The sequence below is a fragment of the Nocardia anocheti genome, from assembly GCF_029675105.1.
Classification (GTDB): Bacteria; Actinomycetota; Actinomycetes; order Mycobacteriales; family Mycobacteriaceae; genus Nocardia.
The window spans coordinates 332,459-352,864 of the sequence record NZ_JAQQFV010000001.1; the positions used below are offsets into that span (position 1 = coordinate 332,459).

Consider the following 20,406-nt stretch of genomic DNA (forward strand, 5'->3'; position numbering starts at 1 on the left):
TTTTCGGCCGCCTCGCACCCGAAGGGCGAGACGTCACGGCGAAGCCGAAGTATCGTCCTTCGGGTGCGAGGCCCAAGGGGCCGAAAACCCTGCGGCGCCAGCCGCCTATATCACAGCCTCGAGGACCTTGTCTTCGACAATCGGTTCCTCGACGACGCGTGCGCGGTTGCGTCGCGGCAGGAACACCGTCAGGGCGACCAGCGCGCCGACGATGGTGACGCCCGCGGCGAAGGTCAGGCCCGGCCGGTAGGTGTCGAGCATTTCCTGCGGGCTCGCCCCGGCACCGTGCGCGCCGGAGGTGACGATGGCGGTGGTCACCGCGAGCACGATCGCCGCGCCGACCTGCATGGAGGTCTGCAGCACACCGGCCGCCAGGCCCTGCTCGTCGTCATCGATACCGCTGGTGGCCTGCACATTGATGGCCGGGAAGCCGACCCAGCCGATGCCGATCAGCAGGATGGCGGGCAGCAGCACGGTCAGGTAGTCCGGGGCGGTGTCGACGCGCAGGAACAGCAGGTAGCCCACGGCCATCACCGACATGGTGACCGCGATGACCGGTCCGGTGCCGAAGCGGTCGATCAGCTTCTCGGAGAAGAAGGCCGAGCCGACCACCAGGATGCCCACCGGCAGCAGCGCCATGGCCAGCTTCAGCGCCGACCAGCCCAGCGTGTCCTGCATGTACAGGGTGACGATGAACTGCCAGGAGAAGTAGGAACCGGCGACCGCGACGATGGCCAGGCTGGCCCGCACCAGCGACACCTTGCGCAGGATGCCCAGACGCACCAGCGGGTGCTTCACCCGCTGCTCGGTGATCACGAACGCGGCGAACAGGGCGATGACGGCGAGGAACGAACCGATCGTGCGGACCGAGGCCCAGCCGACCTCCGGCGCGGTGACCACGGTGTAGACCAGCAGCAGCATGCCCGCGGTGGACAGCAACGCGCCGAGCAGATCGTGGCCGCCCTCTTCGGCCTTACCGTCCTTGGGCACCAGCACGAAGGCGGCGACCAGGGCGGCCAGCGCGATCGGGACCGGCAGCAGGAAGGTCCAGCGCCAGCCGACGCCGGTCATCAGGCCGCCGAACAGCAGGCCCATCGAGTAACCACCGGCACCGAAGACGGTGTAGATGGACAGCGCCTTGTTGCGCGCCTTGCCCTCGGCGAAGGTCGTGGTGATGATCGACAGGCCGGTGGGGGCGGTGAACGCCGCGGCCAGGCCCTTGATGAAACGGGTGACGATCAGCAGCGTCGGGTCGCTGACCAGACCGCCGATCAGGGAGGCGACCGCGAACACGGCCAGCGCGATGAGGAAGACCTTGCGGCGCCCGAGCAGGTCGGCGGTGCGCCCGCCCAGCAGCAGCAGGCCGCCGTAACCGAGGACGTAGCCGCTGACGAGCCACTGCAGGGTGGAGGTGGACAGATCGAGTTCGGCGCCGATGGACGGCAGCGCGACACCGATCATCGAAACGTCGAGACCGTCGAGGAACAGAACGATGCACAGGGTGATCAGCATGCCCCAGAGGCGAAGCGGCCACCTGGTGGGATCGGTCGCCTGATCTGCGGCCGAGAGCGTTGCTGGCGAAGTCATGCGGAGGACATTACATGCGCACGCATTAAATGCCAACACATTTAATGCGGTTGCATGGTTGAGCACCCATCACTAAGATGGGGCCATGTCGAACCCGGCGAATGCGACAGCTCGGCGCAATGAGGCGCCTCCCGAGCTCGTCGGTCAGTGGCGCGAACTCCTCGGCAGACACGCCGCGGTGAGTTGTGCCCTGGAGAAGGCGCTCCAGCACGATCACAGCATCGGTCTCAGCGAATTCGAGACCCTGGATCGTCTGGTCGACACCGAGTGTCAGAAGGTCAGGATGACCGAGCTGGCCGGTGACATCTACCTGAGCCAGAGCGCGCTCTCGCGCGCCGTGGCCCGGCTCGAACGCGACGGCCTGGTCGAGCGCACCATGTGCGTCGAGGACCGCCGCGCCATCTTCGTCCGACTCACCGAGAAGGGCAGGGCGGTCTACGACCAGGCCCTGCCCACGCATCGCTCGATTCTCGCCGAATCCTGGAACCGCCCTACGGCGTGTCCGTAGCGGCCGCGGCGATGTCGACGAACGCGCCGCGATAACGCTCGTGCTCGACCGCCTTGTCCAGGTAGGCCGAACCGGCGAAGGTCTCCACGAAGACCACCGACGGCTCGGGGCGGTCCAGCGAGCCGTCCACGCCGAAGTCCAGGATCACGAACCGGCCCGACTCCAGCCCCGCGTGGTAGCCCGTGTCGGCGGGCACCACCCGGATCCGGATGTTGTCGCGCTCGGCCAGTTCGCGCAGCCGCGCGCGCTGACCCGCGACGACGCGATCGTCGCCGACGCGCGCCGTGAGCACCGACTCGGTGAGCACCACGTCCAGCCGCAGCGGTGCCTCGTCGCGGGTGATCAGCGCCTGCCTGGCGGCCAGCACCCGGAGCCTGCGCTCCAGGTCGGCCTCGGTCAGGCCCGGCACCGACTGCTCGAGCAGCGCCCTGGCGTAGTCCTCGGTCTGCAGCAGTGCCGGGACCAGGCCGTTGTCGTAGATCGACAGCGTCGTCGCGGCCTCCTCCAGACCGATGTAGACCTCCAGGCCCTCCGGGATCACATCGCTGTAGGTGGTCCACCAACCCCGGGCCTTGGTCTCGCGGGCCAGCGCGGCCAGTGGTTCGACCAGATCGGCCGGTGCCCCGTAGACCTTGCACATCGCCTCGACATCGAGGCTGCGCAACGAAGTCTGTCCCGTCTCGATCCGCCAGATCTTGGCCTCGGACCATTCGAGTTTCGACGCGGCGGTCCGCGTCGTCATCCGCGCCTGATTGCGCAGGTCACGTAAGTGCCTGCCCAGCTGCCTGCGCGGCATGGTCGAACCGGTAACGCCCTGCGGTGAAGCCATACTTCCCCCCTGTATATCCAAATCCGGTCTCCTCCACTAGCTTTCGGAGACCGCCCTACGCAGCCGACCTGACGTCGGATCCGCGTACGAATTGTTTCACATTCCCGCCCTACTTCTTCTTCCTGAATCGCCAGAACTGCACGGCGCGAACGTCTTCGGAGAGCTGGTTGACCGGTTCGGCCACATCCGAGAGCGCCTGGAACAGTCCGTCGGCCAGTTCGCTGATGTGCTCGACGCGTCCGGCCAGCCGTGCGGCGTTGTCGGCGAACTCCAGCATCAACCGCACCGAGGCGGCGATGGTGAGCCCCAGCGGCACCGCGACGAGCGCGGCGAGAATGCCCAGCAGCACCGAGGCCTTCCACATCAGCACGGTCAGCGCGATCGGCAGGCCGACACCGAAGGACACCACGCCGAGGATGTAGGCCAGCGGCAGCAGGGTTCGGGTGGCGGGCCTGCGGAACTGCACATCGAGCAGCGAGCGCGCGGCCTCGGCGGCCCACTCCTTGGCCGAACCGGTACTGCGAAACGGGTCATCGAACCCCGCGTCGCGTGGTATGCCTGTTTCGTCTGATTCTTCGTCGGCGGAATCGATCCGCGCGGGCTTGGGCGCCGAACGCTTCACGTCAGCCTCTTTCCAAGAGAGCCATCGTGATTCGGCCTCGAACTCCTCGGCGTCCTCATCGGTCGGCGGGGCGGTGCCCGGCTCTTCGGTCATGTACCGAATCCTGCCCGGTTTCACCCCCTACGCCAACCCTGCCCGGGCGCTACCTCCGATAGCGAAGGTGATCGAACTGAGACGAAGCAGACACTCTCGAACATTTTTCGGTAACGGCGTAACACGACGGCCACCCCGTGCCGATACGCCCATGAACGCAGAACAGAGCTCTTCCGGGGAATGGAGAACACAGTGCGCACGACGTTTCCGACCACAACCATGGGCACCGAGAAAGGTGCCGCCGCGCAGGAGTACACCGCGCGGGGTTGGACGGTTGCCGAAACGGCCAATGGCCTGTGCCTGATCACCGACGAGAACGTCTCGGCCATCGAGATCTCGGGTGAGATGGCGGGCGAGGTCCGTCGCTTCCTGCGCGCCAACAACCTCTCCGGCCCCGTGATCGAGATCCCGGGCGCCGAGCGTCGCGAGATCCACCTGGTCACCGGTGTCCGCAAGGCCGCCATGGCGATCGAGGCGATGCGCGAGGCCGGTGTGCTCGTGCACACCGACGGTGCCAGCATCCCGCTGCCGCCCACCCAGCTCGCCGCCGGTTCGGCCGCCTGGGGCGTCGCCCCCACCGAGGCCCGCTGGATTCCGCCGGTCGTCGCCCTCGGTGCCGCGGTGCGCGCCGCCGCCACCCGCAAGCGCGCCACGCTGACGGTGGCCTGCTAGGCCCCAGTTCTCCCGTGACCCGCGGTCGCGACGTGTTCCCCGACGTCGCCACCGCGGGTTTTCGGCGTTTCCGCCACGGTGCGCCGACGACGAGGGCCGGGCGGGTGGATCGCTCCACCCGCCCGGCCCCGACTCGTCTGTGCGGTCTACTTCAGCCCGAGCGCCGCGCTGCCCGCGTCGAGCAGCTCCTGGATCGGGTTGCCCGCCGCGTCACCGACGGTGACGGTCTTGTCCAGCAGCTCGACCGCCGGGGTGTTCACGCTGCAGGACTCGCCCTCGCCGACGTAGAGGTGCACGCGCACCCGGTGGGTGCCGGGCTCGATGTTCTCCAGCACCGCCGACGGCTTGTCGACGGTGAGGATGCTCTGCTGCAACATCTCGTCCAGCAGCACCGTGCCCGACCAGCACGCGTCGTCGGTGTTGTTGATGGAGACGGTGATGTTGTCGGCGCCGCCCACCGCGTCGGCGGTGCGCGCCGCGGAGGCGGTGCCCGCGAACAGCGTGAACGCGACGGTGGCCAGGGCGGTGGCCCCGGTGGCAAGCTTGAAAGTACGCATGATTCCCTTCCCGTAGCCCCCCACGCTGGTGATCCTAAGCGTCGCTAACTGTCTGTCATGCCCCCAATAGTGTTGGCGTGGAACATGTTCGAATTCGCTTTCGGCGTTTCCCGACCCGGCCCCGCGCAGCGGCGTAAGGATGAGGCATGGCTCCACGAACGCTGCTGCGCACCTGTCCGCTGTGTGAGGCCGTCTGTGGTCTGACACTAACCCTCGACGACAACGACCGGGTGCTCTCCGCCCGAGGCGACCGCGAGGACCCGTTCAGCAGGGGTTTCGTGTGTCCCAAGGGCGCCAGCTTCGGCAAACTCGACGACGATCCCGACCTGGTGCGCACGCCGCTGGTCCGCGACGGCACCGGTTTCCGGCCCGCGAGCTGGGACGAGGCGTTCGACCTGATCGCCGCGCGCTTCGCCGAGGTCCGCGCCGCGCACGGCAGCGGCGCCACCGCCGTCTACCTGGGCAATCCCAACGCCCACACCGTCGCGGGCGCGCTGTATCTGCCCGCGCTCGTCCGCGCGCTGAGCACCCGGCACATCTACTCGGCCAGCACCGCCGACCAGATGCCCAAGCAGGTCGCGGCCGGACTGATGTTCGGCGACCCGCTCACCGTGCCGGTCCCTGACCTGGACCGCACCGATTTCCTGCTCGTGCTCGGCGCCAACCCGCTCGAATCCAACGGCTCGCTGTGCACCGCGCCGGACTTCCCCGGCCGGTTGAAGGCCCTGCGGGCGCGCGGCGGGCGGCTCGTGGTCGTCGACCCGCGCGCCACCAGAACCGCCGCGCTGGCCGATCAGCACCTGTTCATCCGTCCCGGCGCCGACGCCTACCTGCTCTTCGCGATCCTGCACACCCTCTTCACCGAAGACCTGACCAGCCTCGATCTCGACGTGGACGGCCTCGACGACCTGCGCGCCGCCGCGCTGGAGTTCCCACCCGAGGCCGTCGTGGCGCGCACCGGCGTCCCCGCCGACACCATCCGCGCACTCGCGCGCGAGCTCGCCGCGTCCCCGACCGCCGCCGTCTACGCCCGCATCGGCACCTGCACCGCCGAATTCGGCACCCTCACCCAGTGGCTGGTCGACGCGATCAACGCCGTCACCGGCAATCTCGACTCCCCCGGCGGCGCCATGTTCGCCACCGCGGCGGCCGGTGGCATCCCGCGCACCAGGCCGTTCCGGCCGGGCCGCTGGACCAGCCGGGTGCGCGAGCTGCCGGAGGTGATGGGCGAACTGCCCGTCGCCACCCTCGCCGACGAGATCGAAACACCAGGTCAGGGGCAGATCAAGGCGCTGGTCACGGTGGCGGGCAATCCGGTGCTGTCCGCGCCGAGCGGGGCGCGGCTGGACAAGGGCTTCGCCGGGCTCGAGTTCATGGTGAGCGTGGACCGCTATGTCAACGAGACCACCCGGCACGCGCACGTGATCCTGCCGCCGCCGCGCTCGGTGCAGTCGCCGCACTACGACTTCGCGCTGTTGCAGTTCGCGGTGCGCAACTACGCGCGGTACTCGCCGCCGCTGGTGCCGCTGGACGGCAGGCCGTCGGAGTCGGCGGTGCTGGCCCGGCTCGCCGCCGCCGTCAGCGGGCAGCCACACGCGGGCACCGGCGCCGAGAGCCCGATCGCCGTCGTCGACGAGCTGGTCATCGCTGGCATGCTGCACAAGGCGGACATGAGCGAGCGCCGCGACGAGCTGACCGGCGCCGACAGCACCGAACAACGCATCGATCTCATGCTGCGACTCGGCCCGTACGGCACGTGGAACGGCGGCGAGCTGAGTCTGCGGACGCTGCTGGACAACCCGCACGGCATCGACCTGGGCCCGCTACGGCCCCGCCTGCCCGGTGCGCTGCGGACCGCGACGGGCCGGGTCGACCTGGCACCGGCGCCGCTGCTCGCCGATGTCGAGCGGCTGCGCACCGGGCTCGCCACCGCCGCACCGGCGATGGTGCTGATCGGACGCAGGCAGCTGCGCTCCAACAACAGCTGGATGCACAACATCGCCGGACTGGTCGGCGGGTCCAATCGCTGCACCCTGCAGATCCATCCCGACGACGCGAACAGGCTCGGGCTCGGCGAGCAGGCCGAGATCAGCTCGGCCGCAGGGGCCTTGACAGTGCAGGTCGAGCGGACGACGACGATCATGCCCGGCGTGGTGAGTCTTCCGCACGGCTGGGGCCACGCCGAGAGCACCCAATCGGTCGCCGCCGCCAACGCCGGAGTGAACGCCAATGTGCTGACCGATGATTCGGTGGTCGACGCGATCTCGGGCACCGCGATCTTCAACGGCGTCCCGGTGACGGTAGAACCCGCCTGATCGGTCCACCTCTGGAAACCTTTGCGCAAACCTGGTTTTCAGCGCATTCGCAACAATGGACTCGCCCCGTATTCTGTGATGCTCCCCTACACTGTGTGAGATTGCAGTCACACCAGGCGGTTCGGCTAGCAGAGGGGGCCCGATGCCCGGAAGACACGTCGGCAGCGACGGAGAGCACGAGCTACAGGACACATTGGGAACCGCGGACAGGGCCGCGAAGTTCTACGACGACCAGGTGATCGACTATCTCAACACCACCATGGTCGAATTCGTGGCCAGGATGGACATGGCCTTCATCTCCACCGCGGACGCGCACGGCGAATGCGACGCCAGTTTCCGCTCCGGTTCCCCGGGATTCCTGCACGTGATCGACGAACGCACGATTGCGTACCCCGAGTATCGAGGTAACGGAGTAATGGCCAGCCTCGGCAATATCCTCGAGAACCCGCACGTGGGGATCTTGATGATCGACTTCGTCCGCGACCTGATCGGACTGCACGTCAACGGGAAGGCTCGCATGGTCGCCGACAGCGAACTGCGCGAGACCGTCGACGGGCTACCGCCGCCGGAGCGGGGCAAGACCTCGCAGGTCTGGGTCGTCGTCGACGTGGAGGAAGCCTACATCCACTGCCGCAAGCACATCCCCCAGATGGTCCCGGTGGCCAGGCAGCAGCGCGAGTGGGGCACCGACAACATCCGCGCCAAGGGCGGCGACTACTTCGGCGTCAAGTCCGACAAACAGGCCGAGGAACCCGCCGTGCGTGCCAGCTGACTACTCGATCTTGAAGATCACCGCACGCTGCACCACGAAGTTGATCACCGTCGCCGTGCCCTGCGCGACGACGAAGGCCAGCGGCTGCCGCCACCACTCGTCGGCCAGCGTGTAGTACATCAGCGCGTAGATGCCGACCTGCACCGCGAAGGTCACCGCGTACAGCGCCACCACGGCGAGGAAACGCGCCTTGCTCGGCTCGGCCTTGAAGGTCCAGCGCCGGTTGATCAGGTACGCGGTGGTGGTGCCCGCGATGAAGCTGATCACCTTGGCCAGGATCTCCGGCACGCCGAGCACGTTGGACAGCAGCGTGAGCAGGCCGAAGTCGACCACGGCGGAGAACCCGCCGGTGAGGCCGAACCGCACGATCTGCGTCTTGAGGTCTACGTCGGTTCCGCCGGGCTCGTCGACCAGGGGAATTTCGGCGGGAAGCGGCAGATGCGGTTGGGCTTGCACGTGAGGAAGAGTACGAGACCGGTCACGTCTCGCGCCATGCATGTAGCCTCTAAGCCGATGTCCGAGAACATTCCGACCACCAACGATGGGCCGTTTGCGCTCCCTACGCGCACCCGCAAGCTCACCGGATGGGGTCGCACCGCACCCACCTCCGCCGAAGTGCTCTCGACCAGCGATCCAGAGTTGATCGTCAAGGCCGTGCGCATGGTCGCCGAGGACAACGACGCCAAGCCAGCGCACCTGCGCCGTGGCGTGATCGCGCGCGGCCTCGGCCGCTCCTACGGCGATCACGCGCAGAACGCGGGCGGCCTGGTCATCGACATGCCGCGGCTCAACCGCGTCCACCGCATCGACCGCGACACCCGCATCGTCGACGTGGACGGCGGCGTGAGCCTGGACCAGCTGATGAAGGCCGCGCTGCCGTTCGGCCTGTGGGTTCCCGTGCTACCCGGCACCCGCCAGGTGACCATCGGCGGCGCCATCGCCTCCGATATCCACGGCAAGAACCACCACAGCGAGGGCAGCTTCGGCAACCACGTCCGCTCGATCGACCTGCTCACCGCCGACGGCTCGGTGCGCACGATCTCGCCGAGCGAGGACGCCGAGCTGTTCTGGGCCACCGTCGGCGGCAACGGCCTGACCGGCATCATCCTGCGCGCCACCATCGAGATGGCGCCCACGGAGACGGCCTACTTCCTCAACGACGGGGTGAAGACCTCGACGCTGGACGAGACCATCGCCGTGCACAGCGACGGCAGCGAGGCGAACTACACCTACTCGAGCGCGTGGTTCGACGTGATGAACCCGCTGCCGAAGCTGGGTCGCGCCTGCCTGACCCGTGGCCGCCTGGCCAAGGTCGACGAGCTGCCCAAGAAGCTGCGCAAGAACCCGCTGAAGTTCGACGCGCCGCAGCTGCTGACGGTGCCGAACATCTTCCCGAGCTGGTCGGCCAACCGGCTCTCGCTCGGCGCGGTCGGCGAGGCGTACTACGCCATGGGCGGCACCTACACCGGCAAGATCCAGAACCTGACGCAGTTCTATCACCCGCTCGACATGATCGCGGAGTGGAACCGGGTCTACGGCAACGCCGGATTCCTGCAGTACCAGTTCGTGGTGCCGACCGAGGCGGTCGAGGAATTCAAGCGGATCATCATCGACATCCAGGCGTCCGGGCACATCTCGGCACTCAACGTGTTCAAGCTGTTCGGCGAGGGCAACGCGGCGCCGCTGAGCTTCCCGATGCCGGGCTGGAACATCTGCGTCGACTTCCCGATCCGACCGGGCCTCAACGAGCTGGTCACCGACCTGGACCGGCGCGTGATGGAGTTCGGCGGCCGCCTCTACACCGCCAAGGACTCGCGGACCAGCGCCGAGGCGTTCCACAAGATGTACCCGCGAATCGACGAGTGGATCAAGGTCCGCCGCAGCGTCGACCCGAACGGCGTTTTCATGTCCGATATGGCCAGGAGGCTGGAGCTCCAGTGATCAACGCAGTTGGCAACCCGCAGACCATCCTGCTCTTCGGCGGCACCTCCGAGATCGGCCTGGCGATCTGCGCCGAGTACCTGCGCAAGAGCCCGGCCCGGGTCATCCTGGCGAACCTGCCCGGCGATCCGCTGCTCGAGCAGGCCGTCACCGGCCTGAAGGCCGCTGGCGCGACCCAGGTCGACGTGCTCGACTTCGACGCGCTCGACACCGACTCGCACCCGAAGGTCGTCGACGCGGCCTTCGCCGACGGTGACGTCGACGTCGCCATCGTGGCCTTCGGTGTGCTCGGTGACGCCGAGGAACTGTGGCAGAACCAGCGCAAGGCGGTCCTGACCGTCGGCATCAACTACACCGCCGGTGTGTCGGTCGGTGTGCTGGTGGGCGACAAGTTCAAGGCGCAGGGCCACGGCCGGTTCATCGTGATGTCCTCGGTGGCGGGCGAGCGGGTGCGCCGCTCGAACTTCGTCTACGGCTCCACCAAGGCCGGTCTGGACGGCTTCTACCTCGGCCTCGGCGAGGCGCTGCGCCCCTACGGCCCGCGCGTCACCGTGGTCCGCCCGATGCAGGTGCGCACCAGCGCCACCATCGCGCACTGGGAAGCCACCGGCAGCAAGGAAGCCCCCCTCACCGTCGACAAGGAAGACGTCGCCAAGTGGGCGGTCGCCGCCTCGGAGAAGGGCACCGAGATCGTCTGGGCCCCGGGCGAAGCCCGCTTCGTGATGTCGGCCCTCCGCCACGTCCCCCGCCCGATCTTCCGCAAGCTCCCGATCTGATCGGATCCGTATCGCCGAACCGCCGCGTCGTCCTGGATGACGCGGCGGTTCGCGTTTTCGGGGCGCGGACCCGTCGACCACGGCCGCTCCGCCGATGACGCGGCCCGACAGGCCCGGTGGGCTCCACTAGGCTGGCCCGGACCGTGGACCACAGTGGAGCCGGAGGATTGCGCGCCGATGACGACCGATGACGAGGTGCGGGTGGTGCGCAGGGTCGGCGCCGGGGTCGGCGAGGCCGCGGTGGCCGCGGTGGTGGCGGTGGTTGTCGCCGCGGTGGGGCTGTACGCGTTCTCGGTGGTGCAGTGGCCCGCGTTCAACGCCTCCAACGTGACTCGGGCGTTGACGACGGTGGGGCAGGTCGTCGCGGTGGGGCTGCTCGTGGTGGCGGTGCTGCTGATTCGGGTGCGCAAGTGGCCGGTGGTGGCGAAAGTGGCGTCCTGGGTGGGAATTTCGAGCTTCGTCACCGTCACGCTCGGGATGCCGTTGGCGGCGACGAAGCTGTATCTGTTCGGGATCTCGGTGGACCAGGAGTTCCGCACCGAATACCTCACCCGGCTCACCGATAGTGCCGCGCTGCGGGACATGACCTATGCCGATATCCCGCCGTTCTATCCGGCGGGGTGGTTCTGGATCGGCGGGCGCGTCGGCAATCTGCTCGGCATGGACGGCTGGGAAGTGTTCAAGCCGTACGCGATCGGGTTGCTCGCGGTGGCCGCGGTGGTCGCGCTGGTGCTGTGGACGCAGCTGGTGCGGGCCGATCTGGCCATCGGCGCGGCGGCGGCCGTGACGGCGATGACCCTGGCCTACGCCTCGCCCGAGGCCTACGGGGCGGTGCTGGTGGTGTTCATCCCGCCGGTGCTCGTACTGGCCTGGGGCGCGCTGCATCGGTCGACCGGTGGCTGGGGTGCGGTGCTGGGCACCGGGTTGTTCCTCGGGGTCGCGGCCTGCTTCTACACGCTGTACCTGGGCATCGCGGCATTCAGCGTGGTGGTGATGGCGGTGGTCTCCGCCGGTCTCGCTGTCGCCGCTCGTCGCCGGGAGAACCGGCACTCGCTGGGCACTCGACGGGTGACCGACGACGGCGCGGTGTCCGCGACAAGACCTCCGGTGTGGCGGGCGGTGATCGGGCCGTTCGTCCGGCTGGCCGCCATGGGTGCGATCGCGATCGTGCTCGCGCTCGTGGTGTGGGCGCCATATCTGCTGAAGATGCTCTCGGGCGCGAAGTTGCCCTCCGGCAGCGCGTTCCACTATCTGCCGCAGTCAGGGGCCGAACTGGCGTTCCCGATGCTGGAGTTCTCGCTGCGCGGCGCGCTGTGCCTGCTCGGGACCCTCTGGCTGGTGGTGCGGGCCGGGTCGTCGCGGCGGGCGCAGGCGCTCGGGATCGGCGTCGTCTCGATCTATCTGTGGACCCTGCTGTCGATGACCGCCACCGCGGCGGGGACGACCCTGCTCTCGTTCCGGTTGGAGCCGGTGCTGCTCGCGGTGCTGGCGGCGGCGGGCGTCTTCGGGCTCGTCGAGGGCGGACGCGCGGTCTACCAGGCACTCAACGAACCCGCCCCGCTGCGCACCGCCGCCGGGGTCGTCGCGGTGCTCGGTGCCCTGGCCTTCGCCCAGCACATCCCCACCGTGCTCACCCACGAGATCGACACCGCCTACACCGACACCGACGGCAACGGCGAACGCGCCGACCAGCGCAAACCCTCCGCCGTCTCCTACTACCGCGAGATCGACGCGGCCCTCCAAGACCAGACCGGCCGCCCCCGCGACGAATCCGTCGTCCTCACCGCCGACACCACCTTCCTCGCCTACTACCCCTACTTCGGCTTCCAGGCGCTCACCTCCCACTACGCCAACCCCCTGGCCGACTTCAAGGACCGCGCCGCCACCATCGCGGACTGGAGCAAGCTGCCCTCCTCCGAAGCCCTGGTCGACGCCCTCGCCCACTCCCCCTGGCGCGCCCCCGACGCCTTCCTCTTCCGCCGCGACGCCGACACCTACACCCTGCGCTTGGCCGAAGACGTCTACCCCAACGACCCCAACGTCAAGCGCTACACCGTCGCCTTCCCCAAAACCCTCTTCACCGACCCCACCTTCACCACCACCGACATCGGCCCCTTCACCCTCGTCACCGTCAACCGCTGAGACCGGGACCGATCCGTATCAGGCGTCCTCACTGGGTCGGGGTTCGACGCGGTCGACGGTGCCGACCTTGCTGATGCCCTTGTCGAACGAGGCGATCGACGAACCAGCGTCGGCTTCCGCGAGTGCCACGAGGTAGGCGTCGGCGAACGACAAGCGGTGGTGTTCGTAGACATCGATCGCGCGGATCAGGACGGCGGGATCGTCGGTGGAGATGCCGCGCGACCCGATGATCGCGCGCGTCAAGGCCGCCACCTGGGGGCGAGGCACCTGGTACACGCTCTGGAGCACGGAGACCGTCTCGGCCACGATGAGATCGGGCAGGTAGAGATCGTCCGATTCGGAGAGCAGGGTGGTCGCGCGCCGACCCATCTCCGGCGGATCCTGGGTGAAGTGGCGAACCAGGATATCGGTGTCGAGATAGACGGTCACGAGTCCCCGTCCTGCCACTGCTGGGCCCACGCGGCGTCGCGGATCTCCTCCCAGGAGCGGCCGCGAATGTGCGGCGGAACCGGCACACTGCCCGCCAGGTCGAGCAGATCCGGTGTCTTCGCCAGCACCACGATTTCACCCTCCACCCGGAAATGCACATTGTCGCCGGTATGTAGCTCCAGCGCGTCGCGCACCGCCTTCGGCACGGTGATCTGGCCTTTCGATGTCAGCCGAGCCAATGCGTCCATGCCGAACTCCTTACTTCTCGATTGAAGTAAGGATACCGACTCAGGCCGGGGTGCGGCCGAGGTAGTGGAGGAGGGCTTCGGTGGGGGTGCTGGCGGGGGCCGGGGTGATGGGGGCGTAGGCGCCCCACTGGCGGAGGGGTTCGGTGATCTCGGCGTCGAGTCCTGAGCCGGGGGCGGGGTGGTGGGTGCGGGCGGCGGTGAGGAGGTGGGTGGCGAGTGCGTCGGTGAGGGGGGAGGGTTGGTTGGTGGCGATGGCGATGTCCCAGGCGTGGACGGCGGCGTCGAGGGCGGCCAGGGTGGCGGCGACGGGGGTGGGGAGGTCGCCGTGTGGGAGGGGCGTGGGGACGACGGGGGTGGTGTCGGAGACGGTGGCCCAGGCGGCGGCGGTCTGCTCGACGGCGGTGCGGATGAGCGTGGTGGCGGGGAGGTCGAGGGTGCCGGAGGGGGCGAAGGGGTTGAAGTTCGGGCCGGGGCCGATGCCGAGGGCGGCGGCGTAGGCGAGTTGGTCGCCCGCCGCGTGCTGGACGACCTGGGCGACGGTCCATTCCGAGCAGGGAGTGGGCAGGTCCCACTGGTCGTCGGCGACACCGGCGACGACGGCGGACAGGGCCGCGTAGGACTCGGCGACCACGTCGCGCCAGACGGTTTCCAGGACTGCGGTGTTGTTGTTCATGACTCCAGCCTAGAAACCCATTAGGCTCGTTTCGTTCCTAATTTTTCCACGATCTCGAGAAGGTGGAAATGGCCGCGACCACGCCCCGTGTCCTGCGCCTGCTGGCCCTGCTCCAGGACCGCGCCTACACCGGCCGCGAACTCGCCGACCGGCTGGAGATCACCGAACGCACTGTCCGCAACGACATCTCGCGCCTGCGCGAACTCGGCTACCCGGTGCACGCCGAGCGCGGCGCCATCGGCGGCTACCGACTCGGCCGGGGCGCCACCATGCCGCCACTGCTGCTCGACGACGACGAAGCGGTGGCCGTGGCCCTGTCCATCGCGGTGGCCGCCGACGGCTCGCTCGCCGTCTCCGACCTGGGCGAACAGCTCGGCCGGGCGCTGCGCAAGATCGAACAGATCCTGCCGAAACGCTTGCAGCGCAAGGTCTCCGCGTTGCGCGAGGCCACCGAGATCGGCCCGGCGACCACCGGTTCCCGCGAACCCGACGCCCCGGTCGCGGCGGGCATTCTCACCACCATGGCCGACGCGGTGCGGCGCACCACCGCCGTCACCGTCGACGACGGCGTCGAACTGGAGCCGTACCGCCTGATCAACTGGCAGCGCCGCTGGTACCTGGTGGCCTACAGCCTGCGCGTCCACGACTGGACCGCCGTCCCGGTCGCGAATCTCACCACCGCCGCCACGACCGGTCGCGTGTTCGCCCCGCGCCGCCTGCCCGACGACGACCTGGTCGCCTACGTCATGCGGGAGATCGCGACCAGCGCCTGGCGGGTGCACGCCCGCGTCACCGTCCTGGCCCCGGCCGAGACCGTGATCGCCAGGATCAATCCGGCGGTCGGGGTGGTCGAGCCCGTCGACGAGCACAGCTGCGTGCTGCTCACCGGCGCCGACGCCATGGAGACCATCGCCATCTACCTGAGCATGCTCATGATGGACTTCCGCGTCGACGGCCCGCCGGAACTGGTCGCGCACCTGCGCACCCTGGCCCGTCGCTACACAGAATCGATCGCCTGACCCGCTGACCGCGCGGCCCGCCCGCACTACACTGACTGGTGCGGCACGGTCGTCGCCGGACTCCCGGCGGATGGCGAACACACTCCGACCCGCTCCCCGGAGGAGGACGTATGTCCGATCCGTTGCACACCAGGGTGTGCCTCACCGGTATGCACTGCACCTGCCCCAGTATCAGCGTCTTCCTGGTGCCCGAACCGCTGGTGCGCGGCGGGCAGATGCTGCACCTGCTCGAACAGGCACCGGTCAGCGGGCAGGTCCCGAAACCGGACCCCGACCTCATCGACCTCATCCAGGCCGCGCGGACCCCGCTGAACACCCGCGGACTCGCGCACGTGGAGAGCGTCACCTTCACCGGCCCCCGCCACGATCCGCCGACCAGTCGCGCGGTGCTGCACGATCACCTGATCGAGGACGACAATCCATGGGGCCTCGACATCGATGATCCCGCCGAACTCGTCCGGCTCTCGCTGCTGCCCGAACGGCGCATCGGCCCCCGGCGCATCGACGACTTCCAGGCGCACTCGGTGCGGCAGGCGATGGCGGCGGTCTACCGCTTCTTCGACGTCGACCAGGGCATCCCGCTCGTCTACCACGGCTTCGCCGACCCCGGCGACGGCTGGTTCGCGCTGCGCGCCTCGGCCGCGTGAGTGTGTCGATGGACACCGGGTAGCTACTGGTGTGCGGGTGCGCGATAGACCACAATATCTCCGGTCAGCGTGGGCAAACCGCACGAAGCACTTCGCGGGGCGGGTACGCTGCGCAATGTTGAATAGTTCGGCCGACCGAAATCAGTTTTGGTAGTGCTGATCGGTACGGATGCAGAGGTATAGCTATGACGCTCAGCAGACCGGAGCGAATCGATCTCCTGCTGACACGGCCCCATCGCCAGGACCGTGACCCAGCACCCCGCGAGCAGCTGACTTCGCTCGTCGCGATCGAGCACGCCGTCATCGATGCCACCATCGCGATGCTGGCCCCCGGCCAGAAATTCGCGCTGCTGTGGTCGCTACAGGTGGGCGAGCACACCGTGGCGGGAGTGCAGATCAAGGAGCGCGACGGGTCGCTCACCGATCTGGTGCCGCCGCCGGAGGTGCTCGAACATCTCGCCGATCACAAGCGGATGTCCTACGACCCCGAGGCGGGCGCCTGGCTCAGCGCGGAGATCTTCATCGCCGGGCCCACCCGCTACAAGGCCACCTACTCCACCGGCAGCATCGCCGACTGGATGCCGGAGGTCACCGCCGACGAGCTGCGCGCCGAGTTCGAGGCCTTCCCCCGACCCGACGCCGTCGTCCCGGATTGGGCCCGCTCCCAGCTGGAGTGGACCGACCGCAAGACCGGCTAGGTCGCGGCGCCGCACCGCACGTGGGTTCGATGGCTACCATCAACCCCCGTGCGACCGGACCGATCTGAACGAGCGTTCACCCGTTACCGCCTGATCGCCCTCGTCTGTGGGCTGCTCGGGTTCGTGCTTGCCCTGCTGACACCGCTGCTGCCGGTGCGCCAGGACCGCGCGAGCCTGGACTGGCCGCAGCCCGGCGCGACCAGCGTCGAGGCGCCGCTCGTGTCGTATGTGCCGCAGCGGCTCGACGCCCAGCTGCCGTGCGCCATGCTGCGGGATCTGCCGGTCACCGAGGGGCAGCCGACCACGCTGCTCGCCACCGTCCCGGCCGAGTCCGGCCAGGGCGCCAAGGGCCTGAGCGTCACCGTGCGCGACGGGGTCCTCGCGGTGCAGGCCAGGGACGTGCCGATGCTGTCGGCGCCGATCGCCGAGATCGGTGGCTGCGAGCGGATCGACATCGTCTCCACCATCGAGGCCACCACGGTCGAGTTCGTCGGCGTCACGCGCGCGGACGGCACGCCCTTCCGCAACACCGTCACCGTGGACAAGCGGCCGCAGATCGTCGGTGTGTACACCGACCTGGGCGAGTCGGCGCTGAGTGGCGCCCGGTTGCACGCCGACATCGACTCCCGCTTCACCTCCACCCCCACCACGCTCAAGCTGGTGGCGATGATCCTCGCCGCGGTCGCCACTGTGGCCGCGCTGATCGCGCTGCACCTGCTCGACACCACCGACGGCCGCCGCGCCCGTCGCTTCCTGCCCCGGCACTGGTGGAAGGTCACCGCCGCCGACGGCGCGGTGGTGGGCACGCTGCTGCTGTGGCACGTGATCGGCGCGAACACCTCCGACGACGGCTACATCCTGAACATGGCCCGCGCCTCGGGCCCGTCGGGGTACATGGCCAACTACTACCGCTGGTTCGGCGTGCCGGAGGCGCCGTTCGGCTGGTCCTACGAGGTCCTGGCCTGGATGACGAAGATCTCCGACGCCAGCCTGTGGATGCGGCTGCCCGCCCTGCTCGCCGGGCTGGTCTGCTGGGCGGTGATCAGCCGCGAGGTGCTGCCCCGCCTCGGCGCGCGGGTGCGCCGCGACAAGGTGGCGCTGTGGACGGCCGGTCTGGTGTTCCTGGCGTTCTGGCTCCCCTACGACAACGGCCTGCGCCCCGAACCGCTGATCGCGGCGGGCGCGCTGCTCACCTGGTGCGCGATCGAACGCGCCATCGCCACCGGGCGCCTGCTGCCCGCCGCCCTCGCGATCCTCATCGCCGCGTTCTCGCTGGCCGCCGGTCCCACCGGGCTGATCTGCATCGCCGCGCTGATCGCGGGCACCCGCCCGGTCATGCAGCTGATCATCAAACGCGCCCAGGGTGTGCTGCCGCGCCGGATCGCCGCCGACCGCGACGCGACATTCGGCGATGTGGACTCGTCGGACCAGAACAGCGGAGACGCTCGAGCCCGCGGCGGCGCCGACAGCGCGCAGAGTGTGAGCGCCGCGCCGAGCGCGAGCAGCACTCAGGGCGCACGCAGCACGCGCAGTGGGGGCGGGCAGAGCGTCGACGACGCGAGCGAGTCCGGGCGACGGTCGCTGGGCAGCACGATTCTCCGCTATGCCGCGCTGCTGGCGCCGGGTCTCGCGGCGGGCACGCTCGTGCTGATCGTCGTCTTCGCTGATCAGACCCTGGCCACCGTCATGGAGGCCACCCGCGTGCGCACGCTGGTGGGCCCGAATGTGGCCTGGTTCGACGAGCGCACCCGCTGGGACTCGCTGTTCATGCTCTCCCCCGACGGCTCGCTGGCCCGGCGCTTCGGCGTACTGGTGATGCTGCTGTGCCTGGTGGTCTGCATCCTGCAGGTGCTGCGCAAGGGCCGAATTCCGGGCACCTCGCGCGGGCCGTCGGTGCGCATTCTCGGCATCGTCTTCGCCGCGTTGCTGCTGATGATGTGGACGCCGACCAAGTGGACCCACCACTTCGGTGTCTACGCGGGGCTGGCCGGGTCGCTGGCCGCGCTGGCGGCGGTCGCGGTGGGCACCAACGGGATTCGCGCGCCACGTAATCGGGCGCTGTTCGCGGCGGCGGTGCTGTTCCTGCTCGCGCTCACCTTCACCGGCTCCAACGGCTGGTGGTACGTGTCCAGTTATGGCGTGCCGTTCTGGGACAAGGCGCCGCTGGTGGCGGGCAAGGGCCTGTCGACGCTGTTCCTCGGGCTCAGCGTGCTGGCCCTGCTGCTCGCGCTGTACTTCCACCTGCGCGCGCCCTACCGCAAGCCGACGGGTCCGGCGCGCTTCGACCGCTTCGCGACCATGCCGCTGACCATCGCCGCCGCGCTGCTGGTGCTGTTCGAGGTGGCCTCGATGGCCAAGGGCGCGATCACCCAGTACCCGGCCTACTCCATCGCCAAGTCCAATCTCGACGCGCTCCAGGGCAATACCTGCGCCCTCGCCGACGACGTGCTGGTGGAGACGAACACCGCCGACTCCCTGCTCACCCCCTACACCGGCACCGCCGCCGACGGATTGAACGCCGAGTCCACCGGCTTCGACCCCAACGGCGTAGCCGCCGACCTCACCGCCGACGCCGACGAGACCGTGGTGGGCGGCGCGAACTCGGTCGACAAGGACTCGGCCAACAAGACCACCAACACCACCGGCGCCGGGACCGGCGGCGGCACCAGCGCCGAGGCGGGCGTCAACGGCAGCACCGTCGCGCTGCCCTTCGGCCTGGACCCCGCCCGCACCCCGGTCCTGGGCTCCTACCAGGACGGCGTGCAGCAGCAGGCGAAGCTCACCTCGCAGTGGTACCGCGTCGACCTCACCGACGCCGTGCGCGACGACCCCGCCTACCAGGCCCTGGTGATCACCGCCGCGGGCCGCATCCGCTCGGTGGACACCGACGGCGTGGCCCAGTACGGCCAGGACGTGCGCCTCGAGTACGGCACCCACGCCGAGGACGGCAGCGTCGAGGTCACCGGCTCGCTCATGCCGCTCGACATCGGCCCTGCCCCGTCCTGGCGCAACCTGCGCGTGCCGATCGACCAGTTGCCCGCCGGAGTGAACGCGGTGCGCCTGGTGGCCGCCGACAACGACATCACCCAGAAGCAGTGGGTGGCGCTCACCCCGCCGCGCCTGCCGAAGCTGGCCACCCTGGACTCGGTCGTCGGCCACACCGCGCCGGTGCTGCTGGACTGGCACGTCGGCCTGGCCTTCCCCTGCCAGCGCCCGTTCGAGCACCACGACGGCGTGGCCGAGGCCCCCGAGTGGCGGATCCTGCCCGACCGGGTAGGTTCGGACGCGTCCAACGCCTGGCAGGACGACATCGGCGGCGGGCCGCTCGGCTGGACCGGGCTGCTGCTGAAATCCGAGACCGTCCCGACCTACCTCGACCGCGATCTGGGCCGCGACTGGGGCTCGCTGGAGCGGTTCACCCCGTACCGCGCGGCGCCTGCGGCCGCGATCACCGTGCGTGTGGTAAACCAGTCCGGACGCGCCGAGGAACCGGCAATCCGGGCGAAGTAGACACAACGGCAGCGCAAGGGCAGTGGCGAGGCGTTGCGCTTGTCCGCTTATGAAATGCTCAGTGTCCCTTAGGGTTTCGCTTTGATGAAGCACCTGTAAATGACAGCGTAAAGCCACTGTGCCTGCAGGTTTGAGCACGTACCCTGGTGGGTATGACAGGAGCCTTCGATGACATGGATCTGACCGATCTCGTCGAGCTGCTCAGCGATGACGAGAAGCACGAACTACGACCTGCCGTGATGCGGGTGCTGGACAGACTGCCTTCCCAAGAGGTATTACGCCGCGACCTCAACCGTCGCATGCTCAACGTCTGAACTCCTGACCACCACACGGCGAAGGCGCGGACCACCGAAGTGGTCCGCGCCTTC

20 protein-coding genes are annotated in these 20,406 nt (G+C 69.0%); 12 read left to right on the forward strand and 8 right to left on the reverse strand.

Annotated features, from left to right (window positions below):
* Nucleotides 1-105: 105 nt before the first annotated feature.
* Nucleotides 106-1,587, reverse strand: a complete 1,482-nt coding sequence (locus tag QC180_RS01685; RefSeq protein WP_278260747.1) for an MFS transporter — start codon at nt 1,585-1,587, stop codon at nt 106-108.
* An 85-nt stretch (nt 1,588-1,672) separates the two neighbouring features.
* On the opposite strand from QC180_RS01685, the gene QC180_RS01690 reads away from it, so the two are divergent.
* Nucleotides 1,673-2,095 (forward strand): MarR family winged helix-turn-helix transcriptional regulator, encoded by a 423-nt coding sequence (locus QC180_RS01690; RefSeq protein ID WP_278260748.1) that lies wholly within the window; start codon nt 1,673-1,675, stop codon nt 2,093-2,095.
* Here the strand turns inward: QC180_RS01690 and QC180_RS01695 are convergent.
* Together QC180_RS01695 and QC180_RS01700 are read right to left on the reverse strand one after the other, a co-directional pair.
* Nucleotides 2,079-2,924 (reverse strand): helix-turn-helix domain-containing protein, encoded by an 846-nt coding sequence (locus tag QC180_RS01695; RefSeq protein ID WP_278260749.1) that lies wholly within the window; start codon nt 2,922-2,924, stop codon nt 2,079-2,081. The two genes, QC180_RS01690 and QC180_RS01695, sit on opposite strands and share 17 nt — an antisense overlap.
* A 109-nt stretch (nt 2,925-3,033) precedes the next feature.
* Nucleotides 3,034-3,639, reverse strand: a complete 606-nt coding sequence (locus QC180_RS01700; RefSeq protein WP_278260750.1) for a DUF4282 domain-containing protein — start codon at nt 3,637-3,639, stop codon at nt 3,034-3,036.
* Nucleotides 3,640-3,819: 180 nt separating this feature from the next.
* On the opposite strand from QC180_RS01700, the gene QC180_RS01705 reads away from it, so the two are divergent.
* Nucleotides 3,820-4,311, forward strand: coding sequence for a hypothetical protein (locus QC180_RS01705; RefSeq protein ID WP_278260751.1), 492 nt, complete (start codon nt 3,820-3,822; stop codon nt 4,309-4,311).
* Between the two features lie 146 nt (nt 4,312-4,457).
* Here the strand turns inward: QC180_RS01705 and QC180_RS01710 are convergent, their stop codons facing one another.
* Nucleotides 4,458-4,868: a hypothetical protein gene (locus QC180_RS01710; RefSeq protein WP_278260752.1), complete on the reverse strand. Its 411-nt coding sequence runs from the start codon at nt 4,866-4,868 to the stop codon at nt 4,458-4,460.
* A 146-nt stretch (nt 4,869-5,014) separates the two neighbouring features.
* Here QC180_RS01710 and QC180_RS01715 point away from each other — a divergent pair, with 146 nt between their 5' ends.
* The gene (locus QC180_RS01715) at nt 5,015-7,183 is read left to right on the forward strand and encodes a molybdopterin-dependent oxidoreductase (RefSeq protein WP_278260753.1); all 2,169 of its coding nucleotides are present in this window, start codon (nt 5,015-5,017) and stop codon (nt 7,181-7,183) included.
* A 142-nt stretch (nt 7,184-7,325) separates the two neighbouring features.
* Nucleotides 7,326-7,955 (forward strand): pyridoxamine 5'-phosphate oxidase family protein, encoded by a 630-nt coding sequence (locus QC180_RS01720; RefSeq protein WP_278260754.1) that lies wholly within the window; start codon nt 7,326-7,328, stop codon nt 7,953-7,955.
* Here the strand turns inward: QC180_RS01720 and QC180_RS01725 are convergent, their stop codons facing one another.
* Entirely contained in the window at nt 7,956-8,453 is a 498-nt protein-coding gene (locus QC180_RS01725) for a GtrA family protein (protein ID WP_474646373.1), read from the reverse strand. It lies immediately after the preceding gene.
* A gap of 15 nt (nt 8,454-8,468) precedes the next feature.
* Between QC180_RS01725 and QC180_RS01730 the strand changes: the two genes are divergently transcribed.
* From QC180_RS01730 to QC180_RS01740, 3 genes are all read left to right on the forward strand, one after another.
* Nucleotides 8,469-9,896: a decaprenylphosphoryl-beta-D-ribose oxidase gene (locus tag QC180_RS01730; RefSeq protein WP_278260756.1), complete on the forward strand. Its 1,428-nt coding sequence runs from the start codon at nt 8,469-8,471 to the stop codon at nt 9,894-9,896.
* Nucleotides 9,893-10,672 carry a decaprenylphospho-beta-D-erythro-pentofuranosid-2-ulose 2-reductase gene (locus QC180_RS01735; RefSeq protein WP_278260757.1) on the forward strand — a complete coding sequence of 260 codons (780 nt, stop codon included), beginning with the start codon at nt 9,893-9,895 and terminating at the stop codon, nt 10,670-10,672. The genes QC180_RS01730 and QC180_RS01735 overlap by 4 nt, the downstream gene beginning before the upstream one ends.
* Before the next feature lie 177 nt (nt 10,673-10,849).
* A complete protein-coding gene (locus QC180_RS01740; RefSeq protein ID WP_278260758.1) occupies nt 10,850-12,814 on the forward strand; it encodes a galactan 5-O-arabinofuranosyltransferase in 1,965 nt (654 codons plus the stop codon).
* An 18-nt stretch (nt 12,815-12,832) separates the two neighbouring features.
* Here the strand turns inward: QC180_RS01740 and QC180_RS01745 are convergent, their stop codons facing one another.
* Genes QC180_RS01745 through QC180_RS01755 form a run of 3 tightly spaced genes read right to left on the reverse strand, consistent with a single transcriptional unit; the run spans nt 12,833 to nt 14,164 of the window.
* Nucleotides 12,833-13,243, reverse strand: coding sequence for a PIN domain-containing protein (locus QC180_RS01745; protein ID WP_278260759.1), 411 nt, complete (start codon nt 13,241-13,243; stop codon nt 12,833-12,835).
* Entirely contained in the window at nt 13,240-13,491 is a 252-nt protein-coding gene (locus tag QC180_RS01750) for an AbrB/MazE/SpoVT family DNA-binding domain-containing protein (protein ID WP_278260760.1), read from the reverse strand. Before QC180_RS01750 ends, QC180_RS01745 begins: the two co-directional genes overlap by 4 nt.
* Nucleotides 13,492-13,531: 40 nt before the next feature.
* Nucleotides 13,532-14,164 (reverse strand): TIGR03086 family metal-binding protein, encoded by a 633-nt coding sequence (locus tag QC180_RS01755; RefSeq protein ID WP_278260761.1) that lies wholly within the window; start codon nt 14,162-14,164, stop codon nt 13,532-13,534.
* Nucleotides 14,165-14,232: 68 nt separating this feature from the next.
* Here QC180_RS01755 and QC180_RS01760 point away from each other — a divergent pair, with 68 nt between their 5' ends.
* The 5 genes from QC180_RS01760 (at nt 14,233) to QC180_RS01780 (ending at nt 20,352) form a co-directional block, all read left to right on the forward strand.
* Nucleotides 14,233-15,183 carry a helix-turn-helix transcriptional regulator gene (locus tag QC180_RS01760; RefSeq protein WP_278260762.1) on the forward strand — a complete coding sequence of 317 codons (951 nt, stop codon included), beginning with the start codon at nt 14,233-14,235 and terminating at the stop codon, nt 15,181-15,183.
* 110 nt (nt 15,184-15,293) lie between these two features.
* Nucleotides 15,294-15,830, forward strand: coding sequence for a hypothetical protein (locus QC180_RS01765; RefSeq protein WP_278260763.1), 537 nt, complete (start codon nt 15,294-15,296; stop codon nt 15,828-15,830).
* Nucleotides 15,831-16,015: 185 nt separating this feature from the next.
* A complete protein-coding gene (locus QC180_RS01770; RefSeq protein WP_278260764.1) occupies nt 16,016-16,528 on the forward strand; it encodes a hypothetical protein in 513 nt (170 codons plus the stop codon).
* Between the two features lie 48 nt (nt 16,529-16,576).
* A complete protein-coding gene (locus QC180_RS01775) occupies nt 16,577-20,038 on the forward strand; it encodes an arabinosyltransferase domain-containing protein (protein ID WP_278260765.1) in 3,462 nt (1,153 codons plus the stop codon).
* Nucleotides 20,039-20,190: 152 nt separating this feature from the next.
* Nucleotides 20,191-20,352: a hypothetical protein gene (locus QC180_RS01780; protein ID WP_278260766.1), complete on the forward strand. Its 162-nt coding sequence runs from the start codon at nt 20,191-20,193 to the stop codon at nt 20,350-20,352.
* The last annotated feature ends 54 nt before the right edge of the window (nt 20,353-20,406 follow it).

Bases quoted from the DNA above. Each gene is read 5' to 3' on its own strand.
- QC180_RS01770 (WP_278260764.1), top strand. From the start codon at position 16,016: ATGACGCTCAGCAGACCGGAGCGAATCGATCTCCTGCTGACACGGCCC.
- QC180_RS01755 (WP_278260761.1), bottom strand. From the start codon at position 14,164: ATGAACAACAACACCGCAGTCCTGGAAACCGTCTGGCGCGACGTGGTC.
- QC180_RS01730 (WP_278260756.1), top strand. From the start codon at position 8,469: ATGTCCGAGAACATTCCGACCACCAACGATGGGCCGTTTGCGCTCCCT.
- QC180_RS01720 (WP_278260754.1), top strand. From the start codon at position 7,326: ATGCCCGGAAGACACGTCGGCAGCGACGGAGAGCACGAGCTACAGGAC.
- QC180_RS01780 (WP_278260766.1), top strand. From the start codon at position 20,191: ATGACAGGAGCCTTCGATGACATGGATCTGACCGATCTCGTCGAGCTG.
- QC180_RS01750 (WP_278260760.1), bottom strand. From the start codon at position 13,491: ATGGACGCATTGGCTCGGCTGACATCGAAAGGCCAGATCACCGTGCCG.
- QC180_RS01760 (WP_278260762.1), top strand. From the start codon at position 14,233: ATGGCCGCGACCACGCCCCGTGTCCTGCGCCTGCTGGCCCTGCTCCAG.
- QC180_RS01715 (WP_278260753.1), top strand. From the start codon at position 5,015: ATGGCTCCACGAACGCTGCTGCGCACCTGTCCGCTGTGTGAGGCCGTC.
- QC180_RS01740 (WP_278260758.1), top strand. From the start codon at position 10,850: ATGACGACCGATGACGAGGTGCGGGTGGTGCGCAGGGTCGGCGCCGGG.
- QC180_RS01700 (WP_278260750.1), bottom strand. From the start codon at position 3,639: ATGACCGAAGAGCCGGGCACCGCCCCGCCGACCGATGAGGACGCCGAG.
- QC180_RS01695 (WP_278260749.1), bottom strand. From the start codon at position 2,924: ATGGCTTCACCGCAGGGCGTTACCGGTTCGACCATGCCGCGCAGGCAG.
- QC180_RS01690 (WP_278260748.1), top strand. From the start codon at position 1,673: ATGTCGAACCCGGCGAATGCGACAGCTCGGCGCAATGAGGCGCCTCCC.
- QC180_RS01685 (WP_278260747.1), bottom strand. From the start codon at position 1,587: ATGACTTCGCCAGCAACGCTCTCGGCCGCAGATCAGGCGACCGATCCC.
- QC180_RS01710 (WP_278260752.1), bottom strand. From the start codon at position 4,868: ATGCGTACTTTCAAGCTTGCCACCGGGGCCACCGCCCTGGCCACCGTC.
- QC180_RS01765 (WP_278260763.1), top strand. From the start codon at position 15,294: ATGTCCGATCCGTTGCACACCAGGGTGTGCCTCACCGGTATGCACTGC.
- QC180_RS01705 (WP_278260751.1), top strand. From the start codon at position 3,820: ATGGAGAACACAGTGCGCACGACGTTTCCGACCACAACCATGGGCACC.
- QC180_RS01725 (WP_474646373.1), bottom strand. From the start codon at position 8,453: ATGCATGGCGCGAGACGTGACCGGTCTCGTACTCTTCCTCACGTGCAA.